We start from the raw sequence: 23,037 nt of genomic DNA, 5'->3' as shown, positions 1-23,037 counted from the left end.
TTAAATGTCCCATTACATCATATCACATACGGAAGGCTTGATCTTCATTCCTTTCTTATGTTTCTCACCGGCCTCGATCAGTAATTTCACGATCTCCGGATGCTTATCCGCCTGATTGAATCGCTCTGAGATATCTGTCTCCACGTTATACAACAAGGGTTCTGCCGGAGTCTCGATCTTACAGGTACGCAGATATTGGTCCTTGATCGTCTTAAAATAATACTTCCACTCCCCTTTACGGATCGCCATCAACTCGCTTCCCCACCAATAATAAACTTCATCACGGGCGGAATGCTTTTCCTCAAACAATAATCCGGTTTGATTCACGCCATCCAATACAAGATCTTTCGGTTGCTCGATACCCGCCATCGAGAGGAAAGTCGGATATAAATCCATCGAGGTCATAATCTCATCGTTGATCGCCGGATTGATTTTTCCCGGCATCCAACAAATGGCCGGAACCCGGAAGCCACCTTCCCACCAAGTACCCTTGCCATCCTTCAACGGACCTGCGGAACCACCATTCTCATGCTCCGTCAGCCAAGGGCCGTTATCGCTGGTAAAAATAACAAACGTATTCTCGTCCAAGCCATTTTCACGCAGAGTCTTCAACACCTCCCCAACGCTCCAGTCTATTTCCTCAACCACATCTCCGTACAGGCCTCGTTTGCTCGTTCCCTCGAAACGGGCATTCGTGTACAATGGGATATGCGGGAAGGTATGAGCGAAATAAAGGAAGAAAGGTTCCTTTGAATGATCCTTGATGAACGATACCGCTTTCTCCGTATAGCGACGGGTTAATTCTCCCTGATCCGGTTCCGATTCGATTTCCTTACCATCCAATATCAATGGAGTCGGTGGAAAATTCCGGGCATGCGCGCCTTTATTCTGAACGGGGCTCATATCATTGGAATAAGGTATGCCGAAATAGGTATCAAAACCATGATCCGTCGGTAAATAGGGAGAAAACGCTCCTAAATGCCATTTGCCTACACAGCCGGTCGCATACCCGTTTTGTTGTAAAACTTTGGCGATCGTAACCTCGTCTTGCCCTAACCCTGCCTTTGAGTTAGGGAAAAGTACGGCCACACGATCTCCATACAATCCATTTCGAACCGGCAAACGTCCGGTCATTAACGCGGCCCGACTTGGCGTAGAAACTCCGGCCCCCACATAAAACTGGGTCAGCTTCATTCCTTCACAAGCCATACGGTCTATATTCGGTGTGCGGATCGTGGGATTCCCATAGCAACTCAAATCCCCATATCCCATATCGTCACAGAATATGATTACAAAATTAGGCTTATTGGCCGCATCCGAGGCAGCGTTCAAACTCAAGCTGTTCGATAATACCGCCGCTGTTAAAACAGACAATGATTTCAGTGTTTTCATATACGTATCTTTTTATTTAAGTAAACGGGGAAAAGGTTCATCTATGATACCGGCAGGACGCTGGTTCCGGCCTTCATATCCCCAATCTCCCATATCACTACGAACCTGTTCGATCCATTGATTCATCTTCGTTACTACTTCGGGATGTTTATCGATGACATTGGTTGTTTCCGACAAATCATTCCCCAAATTATATAAACGAGCTTCACCGACTTCCGTATCCGGGAAGTGAGGGCCTTTGATACGTTCCTTCAAAGGTAAATGATACTTCCAGTTTCCCCAACGTACCGCCTGTAATTGTTGTTTCTGGTAATAATAGAAAGTCTCCGTGGGCGATGCCATCGATTCTCCCTCCAAGATTCCAGACACATTATGTCCATCTATCACCCGGTCGGAAGGAACCGCATAACCGCAATAATGCGCCAATGTCGGTAAGAAATCCATCGAAGTCACCAGATTATCAGTCTCCTGTCCCGCCGGTATTTTAGCGGGCCATCTCATTATACAAGGCACCCTGAATCCACCTTCATACGTCGTACCCTTTTGGCCTCTCAACGGACGGTTCGTACCGCCGAAGTGTTCATCCGCACCATTATCGGAAGTAAAGATAACCAAGGTATTTTGATCCAATCCTTCCTCCTTTAAAGTCTCAAGCAAGACTCCCATCGACCAATCCAATTCCTCGGTCGCATCTCCATAGAGTCCGTTCTGAGACTTTCCCTTGAAAGCGGGAGAAGCCGCTAACGGATTATGAGTCATATTATGGCACAAATAAATAAAGAACGGAGATTCCTTATGAGACTTTATAAACTCCACAGTCTTATTGGTATAACGAATCGTCAAGGAATCATGACCGACAGGAGCCACTATTACCTCCTCCTGTTCCATCAAAGGTAACGGACAATACGGACGATCCATATCGTTACTATAAGGAATACCATAATAATAGTCGAAACCCTGCCGGGTAGGAAGAAATGGCAATTGATCCCCTAGATGCCATTTCCCGATACAAGCCGTCGCATACCCCTGCTCCTTCATCAACTCGGCGATCGTTATCTCACCGGGATTCAAGCCTTTATGCGAAGCTGGAAATAGCACTTGCCTCCCTTTGGACATCAAAGGTGTAGGGTCCGCATTTACATGCATGGAGACTCGCCTTGGATAACACCCTGTCAATAAAGCCGATCTGGAAGGTGTACTCACGCTCGAACCCACATAGAAATCGGTCAGTCGTATTCCCTCTTTAGCCATCTGGTCGATATGGGGAGTACGATGCTTCGTACTCCCGTAACAACCTAAATCCCCATATCCGAAATCATCGATAAATACGATGATCACATTTGGCCCTTCCGCCGCTTGAGTAGCCACGGCCACTCCGGAAAGGGCTAATACCGGTATCAATTTAGATATAAATTTCATTTCATCCTTCTTTTAGTTGAACATTACCAACCCGGGTTCTGATCCAAATTCGGATTCAAAGAGCGCTCGCTATCAGGAATAGGCAGTAAATCGTAATATTCCAGATATCCATTCGGGAACTTCGTCTCGATCACGCTTCCTTCATGATCTTTTATAATCATAGGATAAAGCGTCTTCCCGATTTTCCAACGTTTCACGTCTGACCAATAACGACCTTCCAACGCCAACTCAATTCGTCTCTCATGCCTTACTTTCTCACGAGCCTCTTCACGGCTCATAGATGTCGGCAGCAAAGAGATCTTAACATCATCCCTTTCCGTACGGATCCGGTTGAGGATAGCGATCGCATCCGCTACATTTCCATTCGTCTCAATAATCGCCTCCGCTTTTGACAATAAGACATCCGCATATCTCAGTATGATATCATTGATATAAGACTGCCCGGAAGGAGGAAGCTTTGACTCATCCTGAATCCGATATTTACGGGTACTTAAATGTTTCAACCGATTACCGGCATGATTAAACGCACCTCCCGGATACAGGTAATTAGGGAAACGATAGCCCAAGAAATAAGAACCCGGAAGTACAGCCGTGAAACCTAAACGAGGATCCCGGTTCTCATAAGGATTCTCGGGATCTACAGGAGAGCCGTCGATCGTCTCATAAGCCGCTACCAAATCATCCGTAGGGACATAACGGCTTCCACGGGTCCAACTTCCGGTACCCGTTCCGCAATACTGGTCAATATAGGAACCTTGCGAATTCTCGCCTTCAATATATTGGATATCAAACAATACTTCCTTATTGTTCTCATTAGCCGGATCAAACAAACCCTCATAACTATGGAATAGACCATATTTCTTCAACGCATCAATTTGCTCGACACAAGACAGAACCTCCTTGTATTTACCTTGGTATAAGTAGGCTCGCATTTTCATACCTAAAGCCGCCCCCTTGGTAGCACGCCCCGGCTCGGGAGCATCCACTCCCAAATTGGTGATCGCAACCTCATAATCATCCAACGCCTGTTGCCAAGTCTCCTCCAAACTCGCCCGCTTCAAGCTACGAGCTTCTTCCGTGGATATATCCGTCAATATAATAGGTACCCCACCATAGGTTTCCGCTAGCACGGAATAAGCCAGTCCCCGTAGAAAATGAGTCTCACCTGAATATTTGGCTTTCGCTTCTTCCGATAAATCCACTAAATCCATACAGGCCAACAAATAGTTTGCCCGGGAGATTATCTCGTAACATCTTTTCCAACGATACGTTACGACTCCTCCGTCACTAGAGCTCAATCGCCCGGCACCCAGCTTATTAAAAACCTCATCCGTTCCCCAGTTAAATGCGTTAGGGGTAGCTCCATCCGTTATGCCAAAGCCAAACAAGCCTTGATTATAAACCTCTTTTTCCCTCAATTGAGCATAGACACCATTTAAAAGGAGTTTGATATCCGATTCATTTTCCGGGAAACTCGCCGAAGTAATCTTATCCTCAGGATACAAATCCAAATAATTCTCCATACATCCCGTGAAAGAGACACATAGTATAATTGATAAGCAATATGCTAATAACTGTTTCATACTTTTAGAAATTAAGATTTATACCAAATGTAAATATTCTCGGAGTCGGGTAATAATTGGTACCCGAATCAAACGTATTTCTTTCCGGATCATATCCTTCATACCCTTTTTTCCACATAATCGTAAACAGGTTCTGGGCATTCGCATATACATACAACCGTTGCATTTTTAGCTTTGAGGTAATCCATTCAGGGAACGCATAACCTAATTGTAAGTTCTTCAATTTCAAGAAATCGATACGATGCACCCAAAATGAGGAGTCATACGTGTCCCATGAAGAGTCAAACCGAAGCATCGGTATATTTGAGTCCGGATTCTCTGGGCTCCACGCATCCCGCCATTTATCAGAAATAGTCAGCCATTCGTATTGCATACGGGTCATGCCGCTCTTCGTAAACGCATTCGCCTGTCCCAAACCTTGGAATAAGATATTTAAGTCAAACCCTTTATAGCGTAAGCCGGCAGTAAGTCCATACGTAATTTTAGGAATCGTATTACCAAGTACTTGTTTATCTTGATAGTCTAATTTTCCATCGTTATTAACATCCTCGTATTTCAGATTTCCCATTTCCGGCTTAAGCCCATTGCTATGCATATGTTGAGCGGCTTCTTCGTCCGATTGATAGATGCCAACCGCTTTATAGCCATACAAAGCCTTATACGGATATCCCTCACGAATCAAATAAAGCTGGTCCGGAGAGTTTCCTCCTTGAAATTTCGTTACTTTATTATCGATATACGTAAAGTTTAGTCCTACGTTAAATCCAAGGCGATCTCTGCTCGTCTCAAGATTATCATAATTCACGACTAACTCAAAACCATTATTTTTCATTTCGCCCACATTCTCAAACGGCGCGGTCTTATCCCCTAATACATTTGGTATTGGCAATTGAACGATAATATCGGTTGTCTTTTTATTGAAGTAATCAGCTTCAATATTCAACTTATTACCTAAGAAGCCCAAATCCACGCCAATATCCAAGGAAGAAGTAGTTTCCCAAGTAATATCCTCATCCACCAAAGCGGTTACGGCAGCACCCGGAGCCAATGAACCTCCATAATTATAACTCAAGTCATAATTTTGGGAGATCACTGTTAAATAAGGCCAATATCCTTCAATGGTTTGATTACCTAATTGTCCCCACGACGCACGTAGTTTCAAATTAGAAAACAGATTCAGGTTCTTAATAAACGCCTCTTCACTCAAACGCCATCCTGCAGAGAAGCCCGGAAAAACACCCCAACGATTTCCCCGTTTAAAACGAGAGGAGGCATCGGCACGGAGATTCATCTCAAATAAATATTTATCCGCAAAGGCATAATTCAATCGACCAAAATAAGATGCCATGCGTAGACCTTCAAAATTTCCCTCTCCCTTGATACCTTCCGTTCCCGCGTCCACTTGGGTTAATCCTTCTTTGGGTGGGTTGGTTCTTCGGGCAAATACGTTCTTTATACTGTAATTCTCCAATTGGGTACCAAGGATAGCGGCAACATAATGCTTATCCGCAAATCGCTTGCTATAGTTTAATGTCGCTTGGAAATTATTACGCATGGTCGATACTTGCTCTCTACTCAACACAATACCATCACGATTGTAATTTTTCGGTATCGTCTCTATGCCAGAATCCGTATATCCATAAAGGGTCTCATTATATTTATCAACCATTTTCCAATTGCCATTAGAGGCCCATGTTACTTGTAAGTTCAAGTCTTTCGTAAAATCCACGGTAGCGAAAGCATTTACAGCCATATAATCCTTGGATGTTTTAGTCGCCCCGTTCGAAGCGTCTATAACCGGCTGATAAGTCGTATACAATAAAGTGCCATCATCCTTAATCGCCTCTACTGAACCGAAACGGCCATCCCGGGTATATGGAGCGATGAAAGGAGCCGCGCCTTGTTGCTGTTCGAATACACGGAACAAATCAAAAGGCTCTTGGGAATTCCTACGAGTATAATTCAAACGAGCGCCAACTCTCAACCATGAATTCACTTTATACTCCACATTTGCCCGGATACCGAACCGCTCCGCCTTAGAGTTCATCAAAATACCTTCCTGACTCAAATAGTTCAAAGACAAGAAGGAAGATAGTTTCTCCGATCCACCGCGAATGGATAAATTATGCCCTGTTATTAAAGCATTCCGATAAAGAGAGTCATACCAATCCGTATTCGGGTATTTATAAGGATCTGTTCCATTAGCGAAATTAGAGATCAATGTTTCCGAGAAAAGAGGGTTCTCTCCCCCATTCACCAAAGCTTGATTCGCCATAGTCATATGCTCGGCGCTATTCGTCACTAAATCAAAATGACGTCCGATCTGCTGCATTCCGACGTAAGAGTTCAACTCTACTTGGGTTTTCTCATTGTTCTTTCCCATCTTCGTCGTAACCAAAACGACACCGTTAGCGGCCTTTGATCCGTAAATAGCCGCACTAGCCGCATCCTTCAAGACTGTGATACTTTCGATGTCACTCGGATTTACTTGGCTGAATACCCCTTCTACTCCGTCAATAATCACCAACGGGTCCGAATTATTCAATGTACCCCAGCCACGAATTCTCAATTGCGCTCCATCATCTCCCGGCTTACCCGAATTCTGGCTGATCCACACGCCGGAAACCTTTCCGGAAAGTGCTTGAGAAGCATCAGTGATCGGACGATTCGCCAATTCCTCATCAAATTTGACTGAAGAAACAGAACCTGTCAAATTTACTTTCTTCTGAGTTCCATAACCAACAACCACAACCTCATCCAAAGCCTGTGTATCCTCACGAACAGTGATTATTATTTCCTTATTTCCTTGAACCGGGATATCCTGCGGCATATAACCGATATAAGATACCTGCAAGACATCATTTTCCGAGGCCTCAATCAAGAAGTTTCCACCCAAATCGGTAATTGTACCATTATTCGTACCCTTCACCATCACATTTGCCCCGATTATCGGACTACCTAAGGCATCCACCACCGTACCTGTAATTTTATGAGGCGCTTTCCCCATCGGGGAACCAGCATTCTGCTTACTGAATAAGGCGATCTGCTTATTGGTGATCTCAAACGTAAGTTTCGTGGTCTTCAGCATAGAATGCAAGGCTGACTCAATCGGTTGGTCGGATACGCTCAAACTTACTTTCTGACCCAAGTCGATTTTATTACCGTCATAGAAGAACGTGTAACCACTGGCAACCTCTATTTTTAAGATCGCCTCCTTCAACGGTATATTCGAGAATGAAACGGATATTTTCTTGCCTGCAACCTCACCGGCTAACAAACGTAAAGAAAAGAATAGAAGAAAGAATATCGCACATAAACGGTTTCTTCCTTTCATAAATTGTCTTTTATTCTTCATATATTTGCATGATATTTAAAGTTAACATCTTTACGGCTTTACACAAACGGCCAAATTTGAGATAAGCTGTAAATAGATTTTAATTTGAATCAGGGATTTCTCCCGGAAGGCTTAAGTTTCTGCTTAAGCCTTTTTCTTGCATATTATCCGGTTTATCTCATAGGCATTATTTTTTAGAAGGTTCGACATGTGTTATTTTTACGTGATCATTCCCATCGAACATATAGGAAATCGGATTGATACGGGACATGATCCGCAAGATCACTTCCAGCGATTCATCCTTGATTGTAAAGGTATAGGCTTGCGAATCCGGAATGGAAGGATCTACCTCAATCTTCACGTTATACCATTTCTCCAGATAGCGGGTGATGTATCGTAATGATTTCGCCTCAAACCTCACACTCTCGCTTGCCCAGAATGAGTCATAGAACATATCGGCTGAGGTTATATCCAAAGTTCTGTATTTCTTGCTCACGGAGGCTCGCTCGCCCGGATGCAGATAAGCCTCTTGCCCTCCGGCCTCTAAGGATACAGAACCTTGGAAAAGTGTAACCAAGATATTTTCCTCCTTTGAGTAAGAGTTTACGTTAAAGCGGGTTCCATGTACCCTCACTTTCACCCCGGAAGTTGATACGACAAAAGGATGTCGACTATCTTTTGTCACATCAAATAAGGCTTCCCCGCTTAAATCCACCTCACGATTCTCAAAGAAGTTCACCGCATATCGCAAAGAGGAACCCGAGTTTAGCCAAACCACGCTACTATCCGGCAATATAATCTTGGATTTACCACTTAAAGAGGAATAAGACAATTTGCAGGAAGAGTCCGTCCAATATTCCGTCTTGTTATATAAAAAAGAAAAAGTGAGCGAAAGCACCAATAACACTGTAGCTACAGATACCGCCATCCAAAACTTCCACAATGGCACAGATTTCGGCTTTTCATCCTTCCGCAACATCCGGCTTTCCATTTGCCTCCAATAATAATCAGTATCTGGCGTATAGGTCGAAGTCTCCTCCCTAATCTCTCGCCACAATGATTCAAGTTCCCGGAACAGGAGCGTATTCCTTTCCTCTTGAAGCCATTCGCAGAACAGCTTCTCCTCCTTTTCATCCACATCGCCTTTCAAATGAGAGATAATGAATCGCCATGGTATATCTTTATTCATAAAGCATCATTTTTATAGTATGACACTTCAAAAGAGGATAACCCTACATGCTTTTTAGTATTTTTGTTGAAAAGAGAATATCACCACAAATAATGATAGGCATCTCCCAAGTAAGCCCGGATATGTTTCAAGGCTCGCGAGATATGTCCCTCAACAGCTTTTACGCCGATATTCATTTGATCGGCTATATCCTTATTGGATAAGTTCTCCATGCGGCTCTTGTTGAAAATGTCTTGGCACTTTGGGGGAAGAGATAAAATAGCCTCTTGAATCAAACGTTGTAATTCTCGTGTTTCTAAGGTATCATCGTTCTCAAAGCGTTCTAGGGATGAGAAATCATTTGTCGGGACAAAATGCTCGTTGTCTCTCAGATAGTTTAAGGCCCTATTTCGTGCGGACTGAAAAAGATAGGCTTTTATGGTTACTTGAATTTGCAATGTCTCCCGTTTTTCCCAGAAACCAGTGAATATATCCAATACGATATCTTCCGCCGCTTCCGGCTTCTTTATATATAAATGAACGAAACGGCATAAGGGAGCGAAATATAACTCAAACAAATGCTTAAAGGCCAGCCGGTCACCTGCCCTTATCAATCTCAAAATAAACAAATCGTCTATCAAGTCATCCATTACTCCATCCACCTTGTTTATCAACCTAAATGTTCGCTACAAAAGTAATGATTTGTTTGAGATTGAGAAGAAAAAACACGTACATAATACCCTATGAGTAACGTACGTGTTTCTACCAATCTTGTACAAGACAATTACAGATTAATTATCTGCAAAGTCTCCCCTTTTGTATTCAAGGCTTTCAGTGTCATAACTTTCCCTTTTTTCGACAAGATCATGACGGTCGCATTCTCCGGTCGATTCCCCCCTCCTATCACAACTGGGAAATTATTTCCTACGGAACCTTTTGGCCAATAAGCGAAACGATGTGTATGCGCATTTATACTTACATCGAACGGAGCTTTAGCCAGCAAGCCCCCCCACAAGTCCAAACAAGGAAGATAGCTTTTCTCAGACATACCATAAAGAGGGATATGATGTATCAAGACCTTCTTCGCCGCTTTTTTATAGGCTTTTCCTGATAGCTCAGCCTTTAAAAAACCAACTTGCTCCATACGTAAACCCGCAAAATCATTCAAGTCATAATATACCCAAGTTGAATCGGGTTTATCCTCACCACAGTCCAAGATAACGAAACGAGTATCCCCCCAGTTGAAAGCTCCATATGTTTTATCACCAACGTAATCAAAAAGCTCTCTTAACTGAATCGAGTAAGCATTTCGTATTTCATGATTTCCCCGCAAATAAAAAACAGGAACATTTTCCGCCTTGACCTTCTTATTCAAATAAGAAAGAAAATGAACTACTTCCGATTCGTTTCTAGGATCATCTATACAATCCCCATTAAACATTACAAAATCGTAATCAATCCCTTCTATTTGATCTGCCAACAGGTCTAACACTTCGTTTTTCTTATGCAAGTCATTAAATATCAAAGCCGTAAAATCCGTCTCCACCGAAGTAGGTATCGTAAATGAATAAATATCCGAATAAGCGGTTTCGCCAAATTCTTTCTTATAAGCCTCATATAGTGTTATTTCACGGGAACATACCCGATAATAATAAGTTTCTCCCGGTTTAAGACCTGTCAAGCGAACCTTATGATGCTTGTTGTTGCAAATAACCTGTCCGTCAACGATCGTCTCCGCACGTTCTCCCAAATTACGATCCGTACCATACTCCACCCAGCTATGTACAGGCACATTCGTAAACCAAGAGACCGTAATCCCATTCGACAGCGGATTCTGCAAATAAGGTTTTGTCCGGAAAATATCAGCCACACCCGCTTTCAATCGCACATCTACGAAAAGAGGCAAATGATCCGAGGCGATCGGTTCGTCATAAAGCACCTGACGACGTAAGACAGAATATTGATTTCCATTATCAAATCCATAAATAAAATCGATACACCGGTTCGGACTCTGGCCCGGAATCGTGTTATCCTTGTAATTGTTCAATGGCATAAACTTCTCTTGCAAGGCATTTTGAGTAGGAGAACCTTGGATAGAGTTCATATCTCCCGCCAAGAACAAAGGTTTACGTATATCTTTCAACGCATCAAGAATAATCGGAACCGATAGCACCTGATCCTCCTTCGTCAATGAAAAATGCGAACAACACATCACATACTCCTTAAACTCTGCCACCAACAACAAACGCCGCTCTTCCCTGCCGGGAAGGGGCAACATCCAATAGCTCAAAGGTTTCTCCTTCGACAAGATGCCAATACCATACTTTCCTCCTTGGTAATCGATCGAAGGCCCATAAGTATAATACATACGAGTACGATCCGCCAACTCTTTCAGTGCGAAAACACCATTACTCCGAACCGACGCACTATCCAACTCCTGCACAGCTATCACATCCGGATCTACCCGGTTCATGATATCCGCCACACGCTGATAATCCACCACTTCATCCATACCCCGGCAATTCCGCACATTATAAGACATCACACGAAGAGAATTCTCCTCCTTTGACTCAATGGTCGTTTTCTGCGCGCTTAACGTAAACAAACAACTCACCCATAAACAGGCTGCAAACACTACTGACCTTTTCATATTATATCCTTTTTTAACGAGTTGTAAAAATACAACCCGCTTTCCATTCCTCCAATCATATACCATCATTCCAACCCGGATTCTGTGTCAAATTCGTATTCAGCAAACGTTCCTGGATAGGTATCGGATATAGATAATCCTTTTTCTCATCCCAAGTCTTCTTGATATGAGGATTCACCACAATACATCCATGATTTCCATGTTCCAACGTAACATCACTATTCAGTTTCAGATACTGGATTCCTTTTCCTCCTAAATCAGGTTTCTCATTTTCATAGATACAGACATCAATATTGCCATCTCCATCCAAATCAAAAGGACCGATATTCGGGAAATACATACCCTTAAACTGCTCCGTAAAAGTAGCACCCTCTTTCCAGCGCATCATATCATCCCAACGGAAGCTCTCCATCACCAGCTCAATCCTACGCTCCCGACGGATCTCCAAGATCACCCCCTTGTTGCCACCGTTTACATGCGGATATTGTTTTTCCAAATAAGGATCCGGGTTTGCGTTAGCCTCCGCCATATTGATAGAAGGCATATCTACCCGATCTCTAAGCAGCTTAACCGACTTATCCAAATCGGCTTGTGTCAATGTACCTAGCTCAGCCTTTGCTTCCGCATAAATCAATAAAGCTTCCGCAAAACGAAACAAAGGCATATCATTTATATCCTTATTATTCGTATCCCACTTACGTTCCGTCACGAATTTAATCATCTGATATCCAGTCACGGTTGATCCAAACTCCTGCACCAAAGTTTCGTTCTCCCCAATTCGGGTATATCCCGGCGTACGTACCGTCTGGCTTAAACGAGGATCTCTACCTTTCATCTCTTCCGTAAAAAACATCGTATCATAGCCCGGTTGATCCGTAAAACGTTTTCCGTCACGCATCAAATAACTGTTTACGAGTCGTTTCTCCAAACCCGGACGACCGAAAGAGGCAGTCATTGTATAATAATTGAGATTATGATACACTTGGAACTCATCGCTATATCCACGAGCAAGGATCACCTCATCCTTAATAGCCTCGTGCGAAGCAAAAAAGTTCAGATAATCGCTTTCCGGTTTTCCCATACTATAAATCTTATACCCGCTCTTTGTCATCAACTCGTCCGCAGCACTCACCGCCTCATTCAGAAAACGCTCGTAATCTGGCAAATTAAACTCATCGTGATATTTCCGGAAAGTACCCTCATACAAACAGATACGTGCCTTCAACGCCAAAGCCGTCCAATGCGTAACCTCATTAACCTTTTTCTCCTCAGGCAAAAAGGCAATCGCATTATCAATATCGGCCAAAATATGATCCAGTACCTCCGTACGAGATGTACGCGACATCATCAAGCTCTCCTCATCTTTATCATTTAGGGCATGTTCATACCAAGGTACATCGCCAAAACGTTTCACCTTGTCAAAATAGAAGTAGGCTCTGAAAAAACGGGCCAAAGCATCATAACGAAGTCTAGCGGCCTCATCTACACATTTGGAGGAGTTATCCAAATAGAAATTTATATTCCTTAATTCCTCCCATGTCCACCCTCCATCATTAGTCGGTACGATCCGAGTCCCGCGGATTTCATCTGCCAAATCCATCTTGATAATATTATCTACTGCCTCACCATAAATATCACTAGCACTGGGCAATGCGTCATAAAAAGAATTAGAATAAAGCCGCAAATCGTTTTCCGTATCAAAAAAGGTATCTGGAGAAACAGCATCTAACGGATACTTATCCATATCACAAGCCGTCAAGCTAAGCCCTATCGTTATTATATAAAGTAATCTCTTCATTTCGAATAAGTCTTTAATTTATTAGTTAAAATGTAATATCTAAACCTACAGAGAATGTCTTTGACATCGGATAGCTTCGTCCGTTACTATCTGCCACCGGTTGCTCCGGATCAATATAATCTGTAACAAACGGAGTCCACGTAAGCAAATTCTCTCCACTTACATATAAACGGCAATGTTGCACAAAGACTTTTTTCATCCAACGATCAGGAAGCGTATAGCCAATAACCAAGTTCTTCAAACGCAAATAACCAATATTTTGAATATATTTGTCATTCGGATCTCTCAAACATCCACCACTATTCAATGCCGTATATCCTCTCAACAATGGGAAATATGCGTCCGGATTCTCCGGAGTCCAAACCAAGTCATTAAAATTCTTCGGAGTAAACGAGAAATAAGGACGCGAATAGGGTCCCCAGAACTTATCCGCATTTGCGCTTGGATACCAATCCCTACGGCCGATGCCTTGGAAGAAAGCCGAGACATCAAAACCATTCCAACTAGCATTCAAATTAAGTCCATAATTATAGCGAGGCTCTGAGTTTCCTATGATTTCCATATCACCCGGATCATCAGCGGTCTTCTTTCCCGGAGAAATCACACCATCACCATTCAAATCACGGAACTTCAAGTCACCCGCACGCAAATGTCCCCATTCACCCGGAGCCTTTTGAATCTGTGTATTTACCAACTTTTGATCAATCTTCCAGTTTGCGGCTTCTTCGTCTGTCTTAAAGAAACCATCGATCCGGTATCCCCAAATCTCACCAAAACGCTTGCCTTCATAATGATTTGCCAACAACTTGTTAGGATTGTCATAACGAGTAATTTCAGACACCGCATCACCTAGTACAAACGATACGCCATAATTGAACGGTTTTCCTTTCAAGTCGAATTGATCTTTCCAACTGACCACCAACTCATATCCCTTGGTTCGAAGATCTCCTGCATTCTGTTGTGGAGAAGCCGCTCCATATACTGCTGGCAACGTCTTTCCTGGTACTAACATATCTGTCGTATTACGTACATACGCATCACCTGATACGTTCAACCGACTATTCAAGAAACTAAGATCTACACCAACGTTTACAGTCGTCGCCTTTTCCCAAGTCAAGTTGTCGATAATCGGGTTCGGCGAACTTACGTTTTGCGTCTTCTGTCCATCTATCAACCAACTGGATAAGCTTGTATTCATTGTTTCGATATAAGGATAATAATTCGGCTTGCTTGAATTTACTGCCTGATTACCCAATGATCCAAAAGAAGCCCTGATCTTCAAGTTATTTACCACATCTTTTGCCTTTTCAAAGAAAGATTCCTCGCTTAATCTCCATCCAGCGGATACAGATGGGAAAAAGCCGTAACGCATACCCGATTTAAAACGAGACGTTCCGTCATAGCGGCCATTCACCTCTATCAAGTACCGATCATTAAAATCATAGTTGGCACGGAAAAAGGCACCAAACAAAGCATAATCGTACGCACCTCCACCAACCAACATATCTCCAGTCGCCAATTCCAAATCACTCAACGATTCTGATATTAAATTCTTTCGGGAAGCGAAAAGACGAGAATGTTTCTTATTCTCATAGTTTACACCCGCAGTCAAACCAACCGTATGTTTCCCAAACACCTGATTGTAATTAGCATAAACATTCGCCACATGCATCGGGTCAAACCACATTGTCTTCTTCAATTGATCCGTATTATAATTAGGAACTTCCTGCACAACACCAGGCTCAATAGAGTAAGTCGCTACCGTAGATCGATACCAATCGTCCGCTATATAAAACGAATAAGTATAATCCGCATTCAATTTGATATGTTTCGCAATATCAAATTCCAAACTGGTAGTTGTCGTAAACTCATGGATACCTTTCTCTCCTTTTGTTCCTCCATCCAACAACATCGCATAAAGTCCATCACCAATGGAATAATTATTTTTCAGCGTATTATAAGTAGCCGTACCATCTGGATTCACTGGTGCATAACAGGGTAAAGCATGTACCGTTACATACACAAAGTTAGGATTGCCTCCACCCTCGCGACCATAATAGGTGTAATTCTTGTCGTAATAGGAGGTATTGTTCGTTACCTTCAAGAATGGGAACAATTGCGCATTAATCTTACTACGGAAATTATAAGAGGTAAACTTATCCGTATTAATCTTCATAATACCATCTTTCGTATAGAAATTACCGGAGAGTAAGAAATTGATCTTCTCTGTACCACCGGATAAATTGATACTATGAGATTGAGAGGGCTGGTGAGAATTGAACACTGTATTCCACCAATCATAATTACCATAATAGTTATAGATATCTTTTCCGTTCACGTTCTTCACGACCGTCCAGGGTCTGGAAGGGTCTTCCGTCTTATCATATCGGCGAGCCTCTAATTCAGCCATATCCTCATCCGTATAACGAGTATAAGTATTACCCGTGGCACGACGGAAAGCCTCATCCAACAATGAAACCGCCTCATATCCAGAAGTCATAAAGTCCGTACGAACCGTTGGCTTGGATGTCGCAAAGAAAGTTCCATAGGAAACGCTCATCTTACCAGCCTTCGCACTCTTCGTTGTCACCAAAATCACACCAAACGCACCGCGAGCACCATATACTGCCGAAGCGGCTGCATCTTTCAACACAGACACAGATTCAATATCTTTCGGGTTCACACGGTTGATATCGCCTGGAACACCATCGATCAAGACCAATGGTTCGCCTCCATTAATTGATGCCTGTCCACGAACATTAATAGAACCTCCCGCACCCGGTTCTCCCGTAGAAAAGGTAATATTTACATTTGGCATGGTTCCTTGCAATATCTGAGTCGCATTCGACACTGGCCTATTTTCTAATTCTTTAGCTGTAACTTGAGCTACAGCCCCTGTCAAATTGACTTTCTTTTGTACACCATATCCAACCACAACAACTTCATCTAAGTTCTGGGTATCCTCCACAAGCTTTATATCAACTGTTGATTGATTTTTCACCGCAATCTCCTTGGTATTATAACCTATATAAGAGATTAAAAGTATATCTGAAGAAGAGGCTTCTATACTATAGTTTCCATCTAAATCTGTAATGGTGCCAGTGGTAGAACCTTTTACTATAACATTAGCTCCAATAATAGGTTCTCCATTCTGATCTGTTACTTGACCTGTTATTTTTTTTGACTGCTGATTAATCGGCTTATTCTCTATACGGTTAAACAAATAAATTTTTCCGCCATTCACCTCATAACCCAACAGCGTTCCTTCCGTCAATTTATCCAAGACCTGGGTAAGTTCCGCATTAGTAAAATTCAGACTTACCCTTCGATCTACATCCACAACTTGTTTACTATAAGCGACATTAAAACCCGTTTGATCTGTAATAGCCGCCAAAACTTTCTCCACTTTCGCATTCTCTAATGTTATAGAAACCCGCTGAGCCGAGGCGGTAGCCGTGAAACTCAGCAAGGATATGACTAAAAATAGAAAGGTTAACTTCATGGCATTCGGTATTTTCTCAATTAATATTAAAAGGCACCTACGCCGAGGGCTTTCTTGCTTTTCTTTCATATATTTGTATTGATTTTAATAGTTGGTATTAGAAATTTATTTTTAATACGACCGGCAGCCGAAAAGGGTAGGAGCTTTTCGGCTGTTCTTATGTTATCTATTTATGAGGAATCCATACGCATATCTATTTTAAGGTTAACACTCTGTTTCCTGCTCTCCTATCAAATAGACACACGACAAATCAAAAAGGATGAGTCGTTATAGCTAATTTTTTTATTTTTTCATCCGGACTTCTATCTTACCCCCTTTTTCCTCGAATAGTACAGGCGTGATTTTTTCCAATTCTTTTAATACCGTGGTCAAATTGACGCTATCGGTCGTTATCGTATACGTATATCGCAAAGCGGCAGAATCCTTCACGTCAAAGGATATATCATAAGTTCGAGCCAATGTTTTCATTACGTCCGATAAAGGGGCGCTCTTAAATACGAGCACATTACGTCTCCATGCCGAATACATCTTGACATCGTGGGAACGGAGTACCTCACAACGTCCGGAAGCCTTGTTATAAACCGCTTTTTCTCCCGGGCGTAATTGATAAGATTTGAAGGATCTTGATTTCAACTCGATAGATCCTGTCTCTAAAGCGACGAATATAGCTTCTTCCTCCGGATAGGCTTTCACATCAAAGGTAGTACCCAACACTTTTATATCCATATAAGAAAGATCCACGATAAAAGGCCGATTCTTGTTCTTGGCGACCTCGAACCAAGCCTCTCCTTCCAAATAAACCTTACGTTCGGAGAGACCGAATTTTTTCGGATAACGAATACGGCTTCCCGAATTCAAATGGACCTTACTTCCATCTTGAAAAAGCAGCTGCATGCGTTCCCCATTAGGTACGTACACCTCGTCATACCCACCATCCGCCAACAAATCCACTTGTGAGTTTATGCGTATGAAAAGTCCTATAATTAAAGCAATCGGTATAAAGACCGCAGCCGCATACGCTATAAAACGGCGTATTTTTTGTCGGCGGAGTTGCCGCATAATATTCTGATACATTACGGCTGAGGGTATCGGATGGTCGATCCATGCCTCTTCCTCCCCCATATGAATCGTTTTCTCATCCTGATCGATACGCTCAGCAAGCCATGCCTGTCCTTCCGGGGTCTTAAACCAACGAACAACCTCACAAGACTCCTCGGAAGTAGCCTCATTATTTAGCGTTTTCTCTATGATCGATAGATCGGGTATTTTCATATGCATTTCCTTTTATCAATTGACACGCAAAGCCATCAATAGGATGAGTTCCACAAATATAAAAGAAATAAAAATAGTCTCTCGAAATGTGCCCGCAGTATTTTTATCGCTTGCGCATAATGTGTTTTTACCGTGGGGACCGAGATATTCATCTTATCGGCGATTTCTTGATTAGAAAGATTCCCTTTCAGCTTATACAGACAGACTTGGCGTTTCTGCTCCGGCAAGTGATCGATCGCTTGGTAAAAATGAGACATCATATCTTGTTCCTCTATCTTTATAAGCAGTTCATCCTCATATTCCGGCGCTGATTGTACGATCTCATAATTTTTCTCTACGGCGCTATTATTATTCCGGATCTCATTTAATACGTGATTCTTTAGCATTGTATAGAGATAGTTCCTTAAATTCACGTTCACCATCAGTAGGGAACGTGCCTCCCACAATTTCAGAAAAACTTGCTGTACGGCATCTTCCGAAGAATATGTACTTTTCAAATATTTATAGGCCAACACATACAATAATTTATGATACCGCTCATAAATAACAGTAAACGCATCCTCGCTCCCCTGCCTCAATGAGGTGAGCAGATCTTCATCGCTCCGTATGGATTTCTGAAAAAAAGACATTCGAGAAGACTATATAATATACGATTCGCTATTTAACAGACGTTCCGCTTCCTCCTTCATGGCATCCGGCACCTGTGTAACCGCACCTTCACTGATCGATCGGATAAATTCCGGATACTCTCTACGATAAACATCCAACATCCGGTTCGCAAAAACAAACATCATCGTATATTGGATATTCGCCAGCCGATCACATATTTTTATAAAAGAAGCGAATTTAGTCTGCCGTATTCCTTGATAATACAGGTCATTCGCCCGTTCTCCCCGGTTTCGTCCTTTTTCATTCGTTAAGGCGTATACGATTTCCGGAACTTGGTCTTCCAAGTGCTGTCTCACGCCTTCCGGCAAGACAAAGCCTCCCCCCTTGAACTCTTTCAGGAATTTCACGACATCATTATAGGTCATCCGTGCATCTTCTATCGTATCATGCAGAAAAGCAGAGGCATACAATATCAGTATATCCGCCTCGGTCTCAGCTACCAGATATCCGTAGCGAGAGACATACGATACCGTCATTTTCAGATGAAATCCATAAGGCAACACATGATCATATTTCTGATTCACATCATCATGTATACGAAAAGCAGCCTTCTCCATACTGCAGATCCAAGGATAATAACGCTTTACTAGAGCGATAAATGATTGTTTTTCCATTCTTTCGATACTAAAGATTAATCTTTACGCATGGCAATAATACACAGTTCCGAAACCGCTGTTTCCGAAACGACGGTTTCTACAATGCGAAGATATATAAATAATCGAATTAAATCACTATATATCAAATTATTTGCCACGGACTCCCACACGTGCAAGTGAAACATACCGTTTCCTTTCTTTATTATGGATATAATTATTATATTTGCAATAAAATGTATTTATATTATGGAGACAATCGCAATGATGAATCCTTTTGTCGTGGGTAGGTATGTATCAGACAAATATTTTTGTGACCGTGAGGGAGAGACAAGCTTCTTGATTAAACAGATTGAGAACGGACGTAATGTCGCATTGATTTCTCCACGCCGTTTGGGTAAGACCGGATTGATCCAACATCTTTTTCGTCAAGAATCGATAGAAAAAAATTATCATGCGTTCTTTGTGGATATTTATGCCACTACTTCATTAACAGAGTTCGTATATCTATTAGGAAAAGCCATCTATGACGAATTGAAGCCAAAGAAAACGGTTTGGACGGAACGGTTCTTTCAAATCATAACCTCATTGCGTGCGGGTTTTAAACTGGATATGGTAACCGGAGAACCTTGTTTTGATATTGGGCTAGGAGACATTCAAGCACCACAAACAACACTTGATGAGATCTTCGCTTATCTAGAGACCGCAGATAAACCATGTATCGTGGCGATCGATGAGTTCCAACAAATTGGCGGCTATGAGGAGAAAAATGTAGAAGCGTTGTTGCGAACCAAGATTCAACAATGCAAGCAGACTATGTTTATCTTCTCCGGCAGTAAACGCCATTTGATGAGTAATATGTTTAATTCCTCTTCCAAGCCTTTTTATCAAAGCGCTATTAGTATAGGACTTGAGCCAATACCCATTCATATCTATGTGGAGTTCGCCAACCGGCTTTTTGAGCAAAGGGGAAAGCTTATTGACAAATCCGTAATAGAAGAAGTTTATCGGATGTTCGATGGCTATACTTGGTTTGTGCAAATGATAATGAACGAACTTTTCGCATTGACCGAAGAGGGTGAGCGTTGTAGTATGGATAAGATAGAAATAGCCCGCAAGAATGTGATTCTAACACAAGAAAGTAGTTACAAGGATCTACTTGCCAATCTTGCTCCCAAACAAAAACTTGTTTTACAAGCTATCGCCAAAGAGGGCAGAGCAGAAGGTCTCACGTCATCAGCATTTATCAAAAAATACAAGCTACCCTCAGCCAGTTCTGTACAATCTGCGGTCAAACCTCTGTTGAAAAATGATTTGATAACACAGGAAGATGGCTTTTATAGGGTATATGACTACTTTTTCGCGGATTGGATGGCTAGAATATATTGACTCTCTTGTATGTAAATGTCAGAAAATAAGCAAATCTTAGTAGGCACTATCCGTTACTGAAGTAAATAATTTACGACTTGAAATGTAAATTCCTTATGCGGTGAAAATGAATCATTTAGACAACATACTTAATCGCTTGCAAAAGGCTTCTCAAGTGATTAGTTATTCACTCGACAAGCCGTTAGTTATTCACTTCAGAAGCCTATTACACCCTGCAAAACAGATAAAATTAGGGAGAAAAGAAGAGTAACCATCAAATAATATCCAGCCGTTCTCTCAGTTGTTTAAAATAGCGATGCGAGGCGATCCTCTCCTCCTCTTGGAAGGGGGGATAGAACTCGCATCGTAAGGTCTTATTCTCGATGAACATCAAATAAGTCAAGTTCACAATGCAATCTTGGCTTATTTGAACAAACGTATTATTGATAGACAACAAATCTTTCGCTGTCGTGCTCATTTTTAGTTTATGAGTAGTACGGGAAGTCAAGACAATCTGCCAGCAACGCTGGTCTCCCAAGAACTGAAACAGGAATATCTCCTCACAACGGACTAACAAAAGACCCGAAACGGTTTGGATCGCAAATCGACTATCCCGATTCAATATTTTCCGCAAAGATCTCTCCATGCAGGCAACATCCGCAGGTTCTGTCGTATGAAAACGTTCGATGAGTGCCGCTAACTCATCAATTAAATAAGGTTTTAACAAATAATCAAACGCAGAGGCACGTAGGGCATCCAATATATATTTATCGTATACCGTATAGAAAACGACTCTCAAGTTCGGAAGAATATCATCCCGTATATCATCCAGCAAATCAAAGCCAGACATGTCCGGAAGTTCCACATCCAAAAACACCAAATCCGGTTGATACTTAAGAATATGCCTCTTGCCCAATTCAGCCGTTGTCGCTGTATCCAATATCCTTATTTCCGAGAAAGCCAATAGATCGTTTTGCAATTTTTGAATCGATCCAAGGTCATCATCTATGATTATTACTGTTATTTCCGGTTCCATACACGCTTCCATTTTCCAACAAAGTAAAATATTTATTGTTAAGATAAAAAATTAACGACTTACCATAAATAGTGCTTTTTACGTATAAGTTGCAATATTTACGTTTATCCTTGCGTTTTTCATGCTTATCTGTCATTTTTTATTTTATGATCTTGGTTAATTACCATTGATTGATAAACCCTATCTTTGCAAATACAGTTATAAAATAGAAACAATATATTTATGTCTCGAAAAATAAATCTTATTATATTCCTCTGTTTCATTTTATGCGAGGTATATGCCCAATACGTACCCGATGTATTGGGAGATGGTTATTTACGCCGTACCTTCCAGATGCCGGATGACTATGAGGGGAAGGTGGTTTGCACACTGGTCAAGAAACCTCAACTGGATAGCGTAAAACAGGCCGTGCTGTATATCCATGGCTATAATGACTATTTTTTCCAGAAACAATTAGGGGATAGCGTAAACGCTCACGGATATAATTTCTATGCGATGGACTTGCGGAAATACGGACGTTCGATATTGCCCAATCAAAACCCGTTCTTTTGCAAGAGCCTAAAAGAGTATTTCGCTGATATCGATACCGCTTTAGCCACCATCCGGTCTGAAGGCAACGAGCGGATATTATTAATGGCGCATTCTACAGGCGGATTGATCACACCTTATTATTTGAATAGTAAAAAAGGGGAGTTACCGGTAGAAGGGCTTATCTTGAACAGCCCTTTTCTGGATTGGAATTTCGGATGGTTCATGGAGAAAGTCGTACTGCCAACCGTTGCGTTTGTCGGGAGGCTATTCCCGAATCTTACCGTACAAGGACTGGGTGACCCGAATTACGCTTATAGCTTGCTTAAGCAATATAAAGGAGAATGGGAGTTTGACACGAACTGGAAAATGATATTCGGGCATCCGAAAAAAGCCGGATGGATCAAAGCCATACAAGAAGCGCAACAGACGGTACAAAAAGGGTTAAAACTGGATTGTCCGATACTAGTGATGTCTTCCAACAAATCTTTTCCGGAAACAGAGACATGGCATGAGGAATACATGACCTCCGACATCGTCTTGGATGTTCAAGACATTCAAAAATACGGGGAGAAACTAGGAGACAAAGTCACGAGAGATACCATACCAAACGGCATCCACGATCTGATCCTATCTCAAAAGCCCTATCGGAACGATGCCTATCAAACTATATTCGAGTGGTTAAAGAAACAATAATGGTTGCACCAAACATATAAATCCTTACC

At 42.0% G+C, this 23,037-nt stretch carries 15 protein-coding genes; 2 read left to right on the top strand and 13 right to left on the bottom strand.

Annotation, left to right across the window (positions count from 1 at the left end):
• Positions 1–12: 12 nt before the first annotated feature.
• The 12 genes from DWX84_RS00660 to DWX84_RS00605 form a co-directional block, all read right to left on the bottom strand.
• Positions 13–1,392, bottom strand: coding sequence for a sulfatase (locus DWX84_RS00660; protein WP_121961009.1), 1,380 nt, complete (start codon positions 1,390–1,392; stop codon positions 13–15).
• 12 nt (positions 1,393–1,404) lie between these two features.
• The gene (locus DWX84_RS00655) at positions 1,405–2,811 is read right to left on the bottom strand and encodes a sulfatase (protein ID WP_121961008.1); all 1,407 of its coding nucleotides are present in this window, start codon (positions 2,809–2,811) and stop codon (positions 1,405–1,407) included.
• A gap of 23 nt (positions 2,812–2,834) precedes the next feature.
• The gene (locus DWX84_RS00650) at positions 2,835–4,394 is read right to left on the bottom strand and encodes a RagB/SusD family nutrient uptake outer membrane protein (protein WP_121961007.1); all 1,560 of its coding nucleotides are present in this window, start codon (positions 4,392–4,394) and stop codon (positions 2,835–2,837) included.
• Positions 4,395–4,398: 4 nt separating this feature from the next.
• Positions 4,399–7,749, bottom strand: coding sequence for a TonB-dependent receptor (locus tag DWX84_RS00645; protein WP_048927507.1), 3,351 nt, complete (start codon positions 7,747–7,749; stop codon positions 4,399–4,401).
• 166 nt (positions 7,750–7,915) lie between these two features.
• Complete coding sequence (locus DWX84_RS00640) at positions 7,916–8,917, bottom strand: FecR family protein (protein ID WP_005867187.1); 1,002 nt, start codon at positions 8,915–8,917, stop codon at positions 7,916–7,918.
• Positions 8,918–8,997: 80 nt separating this feature from the next.
• A complete protein-coding gene (locus DWX84_RS00635) occupies positions 8,998–9,546 on the bottom strand; it encodes an RNA polymerase sigma-70 factor (protein WP_005867186.1) in 549 nt (182 codons plus the stop codon).
• Between the two features lie 134 nt (positions 9,547–9,680).
• Positions 9,681–11,546 carry an endonuclease/exonuclease/phosphatase family protein gene (locus DWX84_RS00630; RefSeq protein WP_005867184.1) on the bottom strand — a complete coding sequence of 622 codons (1,866 nt, stop codon included), beginning with the start codon at positions 11,544–11,546 and terminating at the stop codon, positions 9,681–9,683.
• A gap of 55 nt (positions 11,547–11,601) precedes the next feature.
• The gene (locus tag DWX84_RS00625; RefSeq protein ID WP_005867182.1) at positions 11,602–13,344 is read right to left on the bottom strand and encodes a RagB/SusD family nutrient uptake outer membrane protein; all 1,743 of its coding nucleotides are present in this window, start codon (positions 13,342–13,344) and stop codon (positions 11,602–11,604) included.
• Positions 13,345–13,369: 25 nt separating this feature from the next.
• Positions 13,370–16,915, bottom strand: coding sequence for a TonB-dependent receptor (locus tag DWX84_RS00620; RefSeq protein WP_048927506.1), 3,546 nt, complete (start codon positions 16,913–16,915; stop codon positions 13,370–13,372).
• 213 nt (positions 16,916–17,128) lie between these two features.
• Entirely contained in the window at positions 17,129–18,118 is a 990-nt protein-coding gene (locus tag DWX84_RS00615; protein ID WP_005867179.1) for a FecR family protein, read from the bottom strand.
• A 35-nt stretch (positions 18,119–18,153) separates the two neighbouring features.
• Positions 18,154–18,747 carry an RNA polymerase sigma factor gene (locus DWX84_RS00610; RefSeq protein WP_005854082.1) on the bottom strand — a complete coding sequence of 198 codons (594 nt, stop codon included), beginning with the start codon at positions 18,745–18,747 and terminating at the stop codon, positions 18,154–18,156.
• Positions 18,748–18,756: 9 nt separating this feature from the next.
• The gene (locus DWX84_RS00605; RefSeq protein ID WP_008779959.1) at positions 18,757–19,401 is read right to left on the bottom strand and encodes an HD domain-containing protein; all 645 of its coding nucleotides are present in this window, start codon (positions 19,399–19,401) and stop codon (positions 18,757–18,759) included.
• Between the two features lie 228 nt (positions 19,402–19,629).
• Between DWX84_RS00605 and DWX84_RS00600 the strand changes: the two genes are divergently transcribed.
• Positions 19,630–20,769 (top strand): ATP-binding protein, encoded by a 1,140-nt coding sequence (locus DWX84_RS00600; protein WP_121961016.1) that lies wholly within the window; start codon positions 19,630–19,632, stop codon positions 20,767–20,769.
• Between the two features lie 253 nt (positions 20,770–21,022).
• Here the strand turns inward: DWX84_RS00600 and DWX84_RS00595 are convergent, their stop codons facing one another.
• Positions 21,023–21,784 carry a LytTR family DNA-binding domain-containing protein gene (locus DWX84_RS00595; RefSeq protein ID WP_022191757.1) on the bottom strand — a complete coding sequence of 254 codons (762 nt, stop codon included), beginning with the start codon at positions 21,782–21,784 and terminating at the stop codon, positions 21,023–21,025.
• A gap of 222 nt (positions 21,785–22,006) precedes the next feature.
• On the opposite strand from DWX84_RS00595, the gene DWX84_RS00590 reads away from it, so the two are divergent.
• Positions 22,007–23,008 (top strand): alpha/beta hydrolase, encoded by a 1,002-nt coding sequence (locus tag DWX84_RS00590; protein WP_048927504.1) that lies wholly within the window; start codon positions 22,007–22,009, stop codon positions 23,006–23,008.
• Positions 23,009–23,037 lie beyond the last annotated feature (29 nt).

The organism is Parabacteroides sp. AF21-43, from assembly GCF_003635435.1.
In the GTDB taxonomy this organism is placed as follows: domain Bacteria; phylum Bacteroidota; class Bacteroidia; order Bacteroidales; family Tannerellaceae; genus Parabacteroides; species Parabacteroides distasonis.
The sequence above is the reverse complement of the archived record's forward strand: the minus strand, read 5'-3'. Positions and strand labels throughout refer to the sequence as shown.

What these genes read in the sequence shown, in the direction of transcription:
- DWX84_RS00660 (WP_121961009.1), bottom strand. Translation starts at nt 1,392, where the DNA reads ATGAAAACACTGAAATCATTGTCTGTTTTAACAGCGGCGGTATTATCG.
- DWX84_RS00655 (WP_121961008.1), bottom strand. Translation starts at nt 2,811, where the DNA reads ATGAAATTTATATCTAAATTGATACCGGTATTAGCCCTTTCCGGAGTG.
- DWX84_RS00650 (WP_121961007.1), bottom strand. Translation starts at nt 4,394, where the DNA reads ATGAAACAGTTATTAGCATATTGCTTATCAATTATACTATGTGTCTCT.
- DWX84_RS00645 (WP_048927507.1), bottom strand. Translation starts at nt 7,749, where the DNA reads ATGAAGAATAAAAGACAATTTATGAAAGGAAGAAACCGTTTATGTGCG.
- DWX84_RS00640 (WP_005867187.1), bottom strand. Translation starts at nt 8,917, where the DNA reads ATGAATAAAGATATACCATGGCGATTCATTATCTCTCATTTGAAAGGC.
- DWX84_RS00635 (WP_005867186.1), bottom strand. Translation starts at nt 9,546, where the DNA reads ATGGATGACTTGATAGACGATTTGTTTATTTTGAGATTGATAAGGGCA.
- DWX84_RS00630 (WP_005867184.1), bottom strand. Translation starts at nt 11,546, where the DNA reads ATGAAAAGGTCAGTAGTGTTTGCAGCCTGTTTATGGGTGAGTTGTTTG.
- DWX84_RS00625 (WP_005867182.1), bottom strand. Translation starts at nt 13,344, where the DNA reads ATGAAGAGATTACTTTATATAATAACGATAGGGCTTAGCTTGACGGCT.
- DWX84_RS00620 (WP_048927506.1), bottom strand. Translation starts at nt 16,915, where the DNA reads ATGAAAGAAAAGCAAGAAAGCCCTCGGCGTAGGTGCCTTTTAATATTA.
- DWX84_RS00615 (WP_005867179.1), bottom strand. Translation starts at nt 18,118, where the DNA reads ATGAAAATACCCGATCTATCGATCATAGAGAAAACGCTAAATAATGAG.
- DWX84_RS00610 (WP_005854082.1), bottom strand. Translation starts at nt 18,747, where the DNA reads ATGTCTTTTTTTCAGAAATCCATACGGAGCGATGAAGATCTGCTCACC.
- DWX84_RS00605 (WP_008779959.1), bottom strand. Translation starts at nt 19,401, where the DNA reads ATGGAAAAACAATCATTTATCGCTCTAGTAAAGCGTTATTATCCTTGG.
- DWX84_RS00600 (WP_121961016.1), top strand. Translation starts at nt 19,630, where the DNA reads ATGGAGACAATCGCAATGATGAATCCTTTTGTCGTGGGTAGGTATGTA.
- DWX84_RS00595 (WP_022191757.1), bottom strand. Translation starts at nt 21,784, where the DNA reads ATGGAACCGGAAATAACAGTAATAATCATAGATGATGACCTTGGATCG.
- DWX84_RS00590 (WP_048927504.1), top strand. Translation starts at nt 22,007, where the DNA reads ATGTCTCGAAAAATAAATCTTATTATATTCCTCTGTTTCATTTTATGC.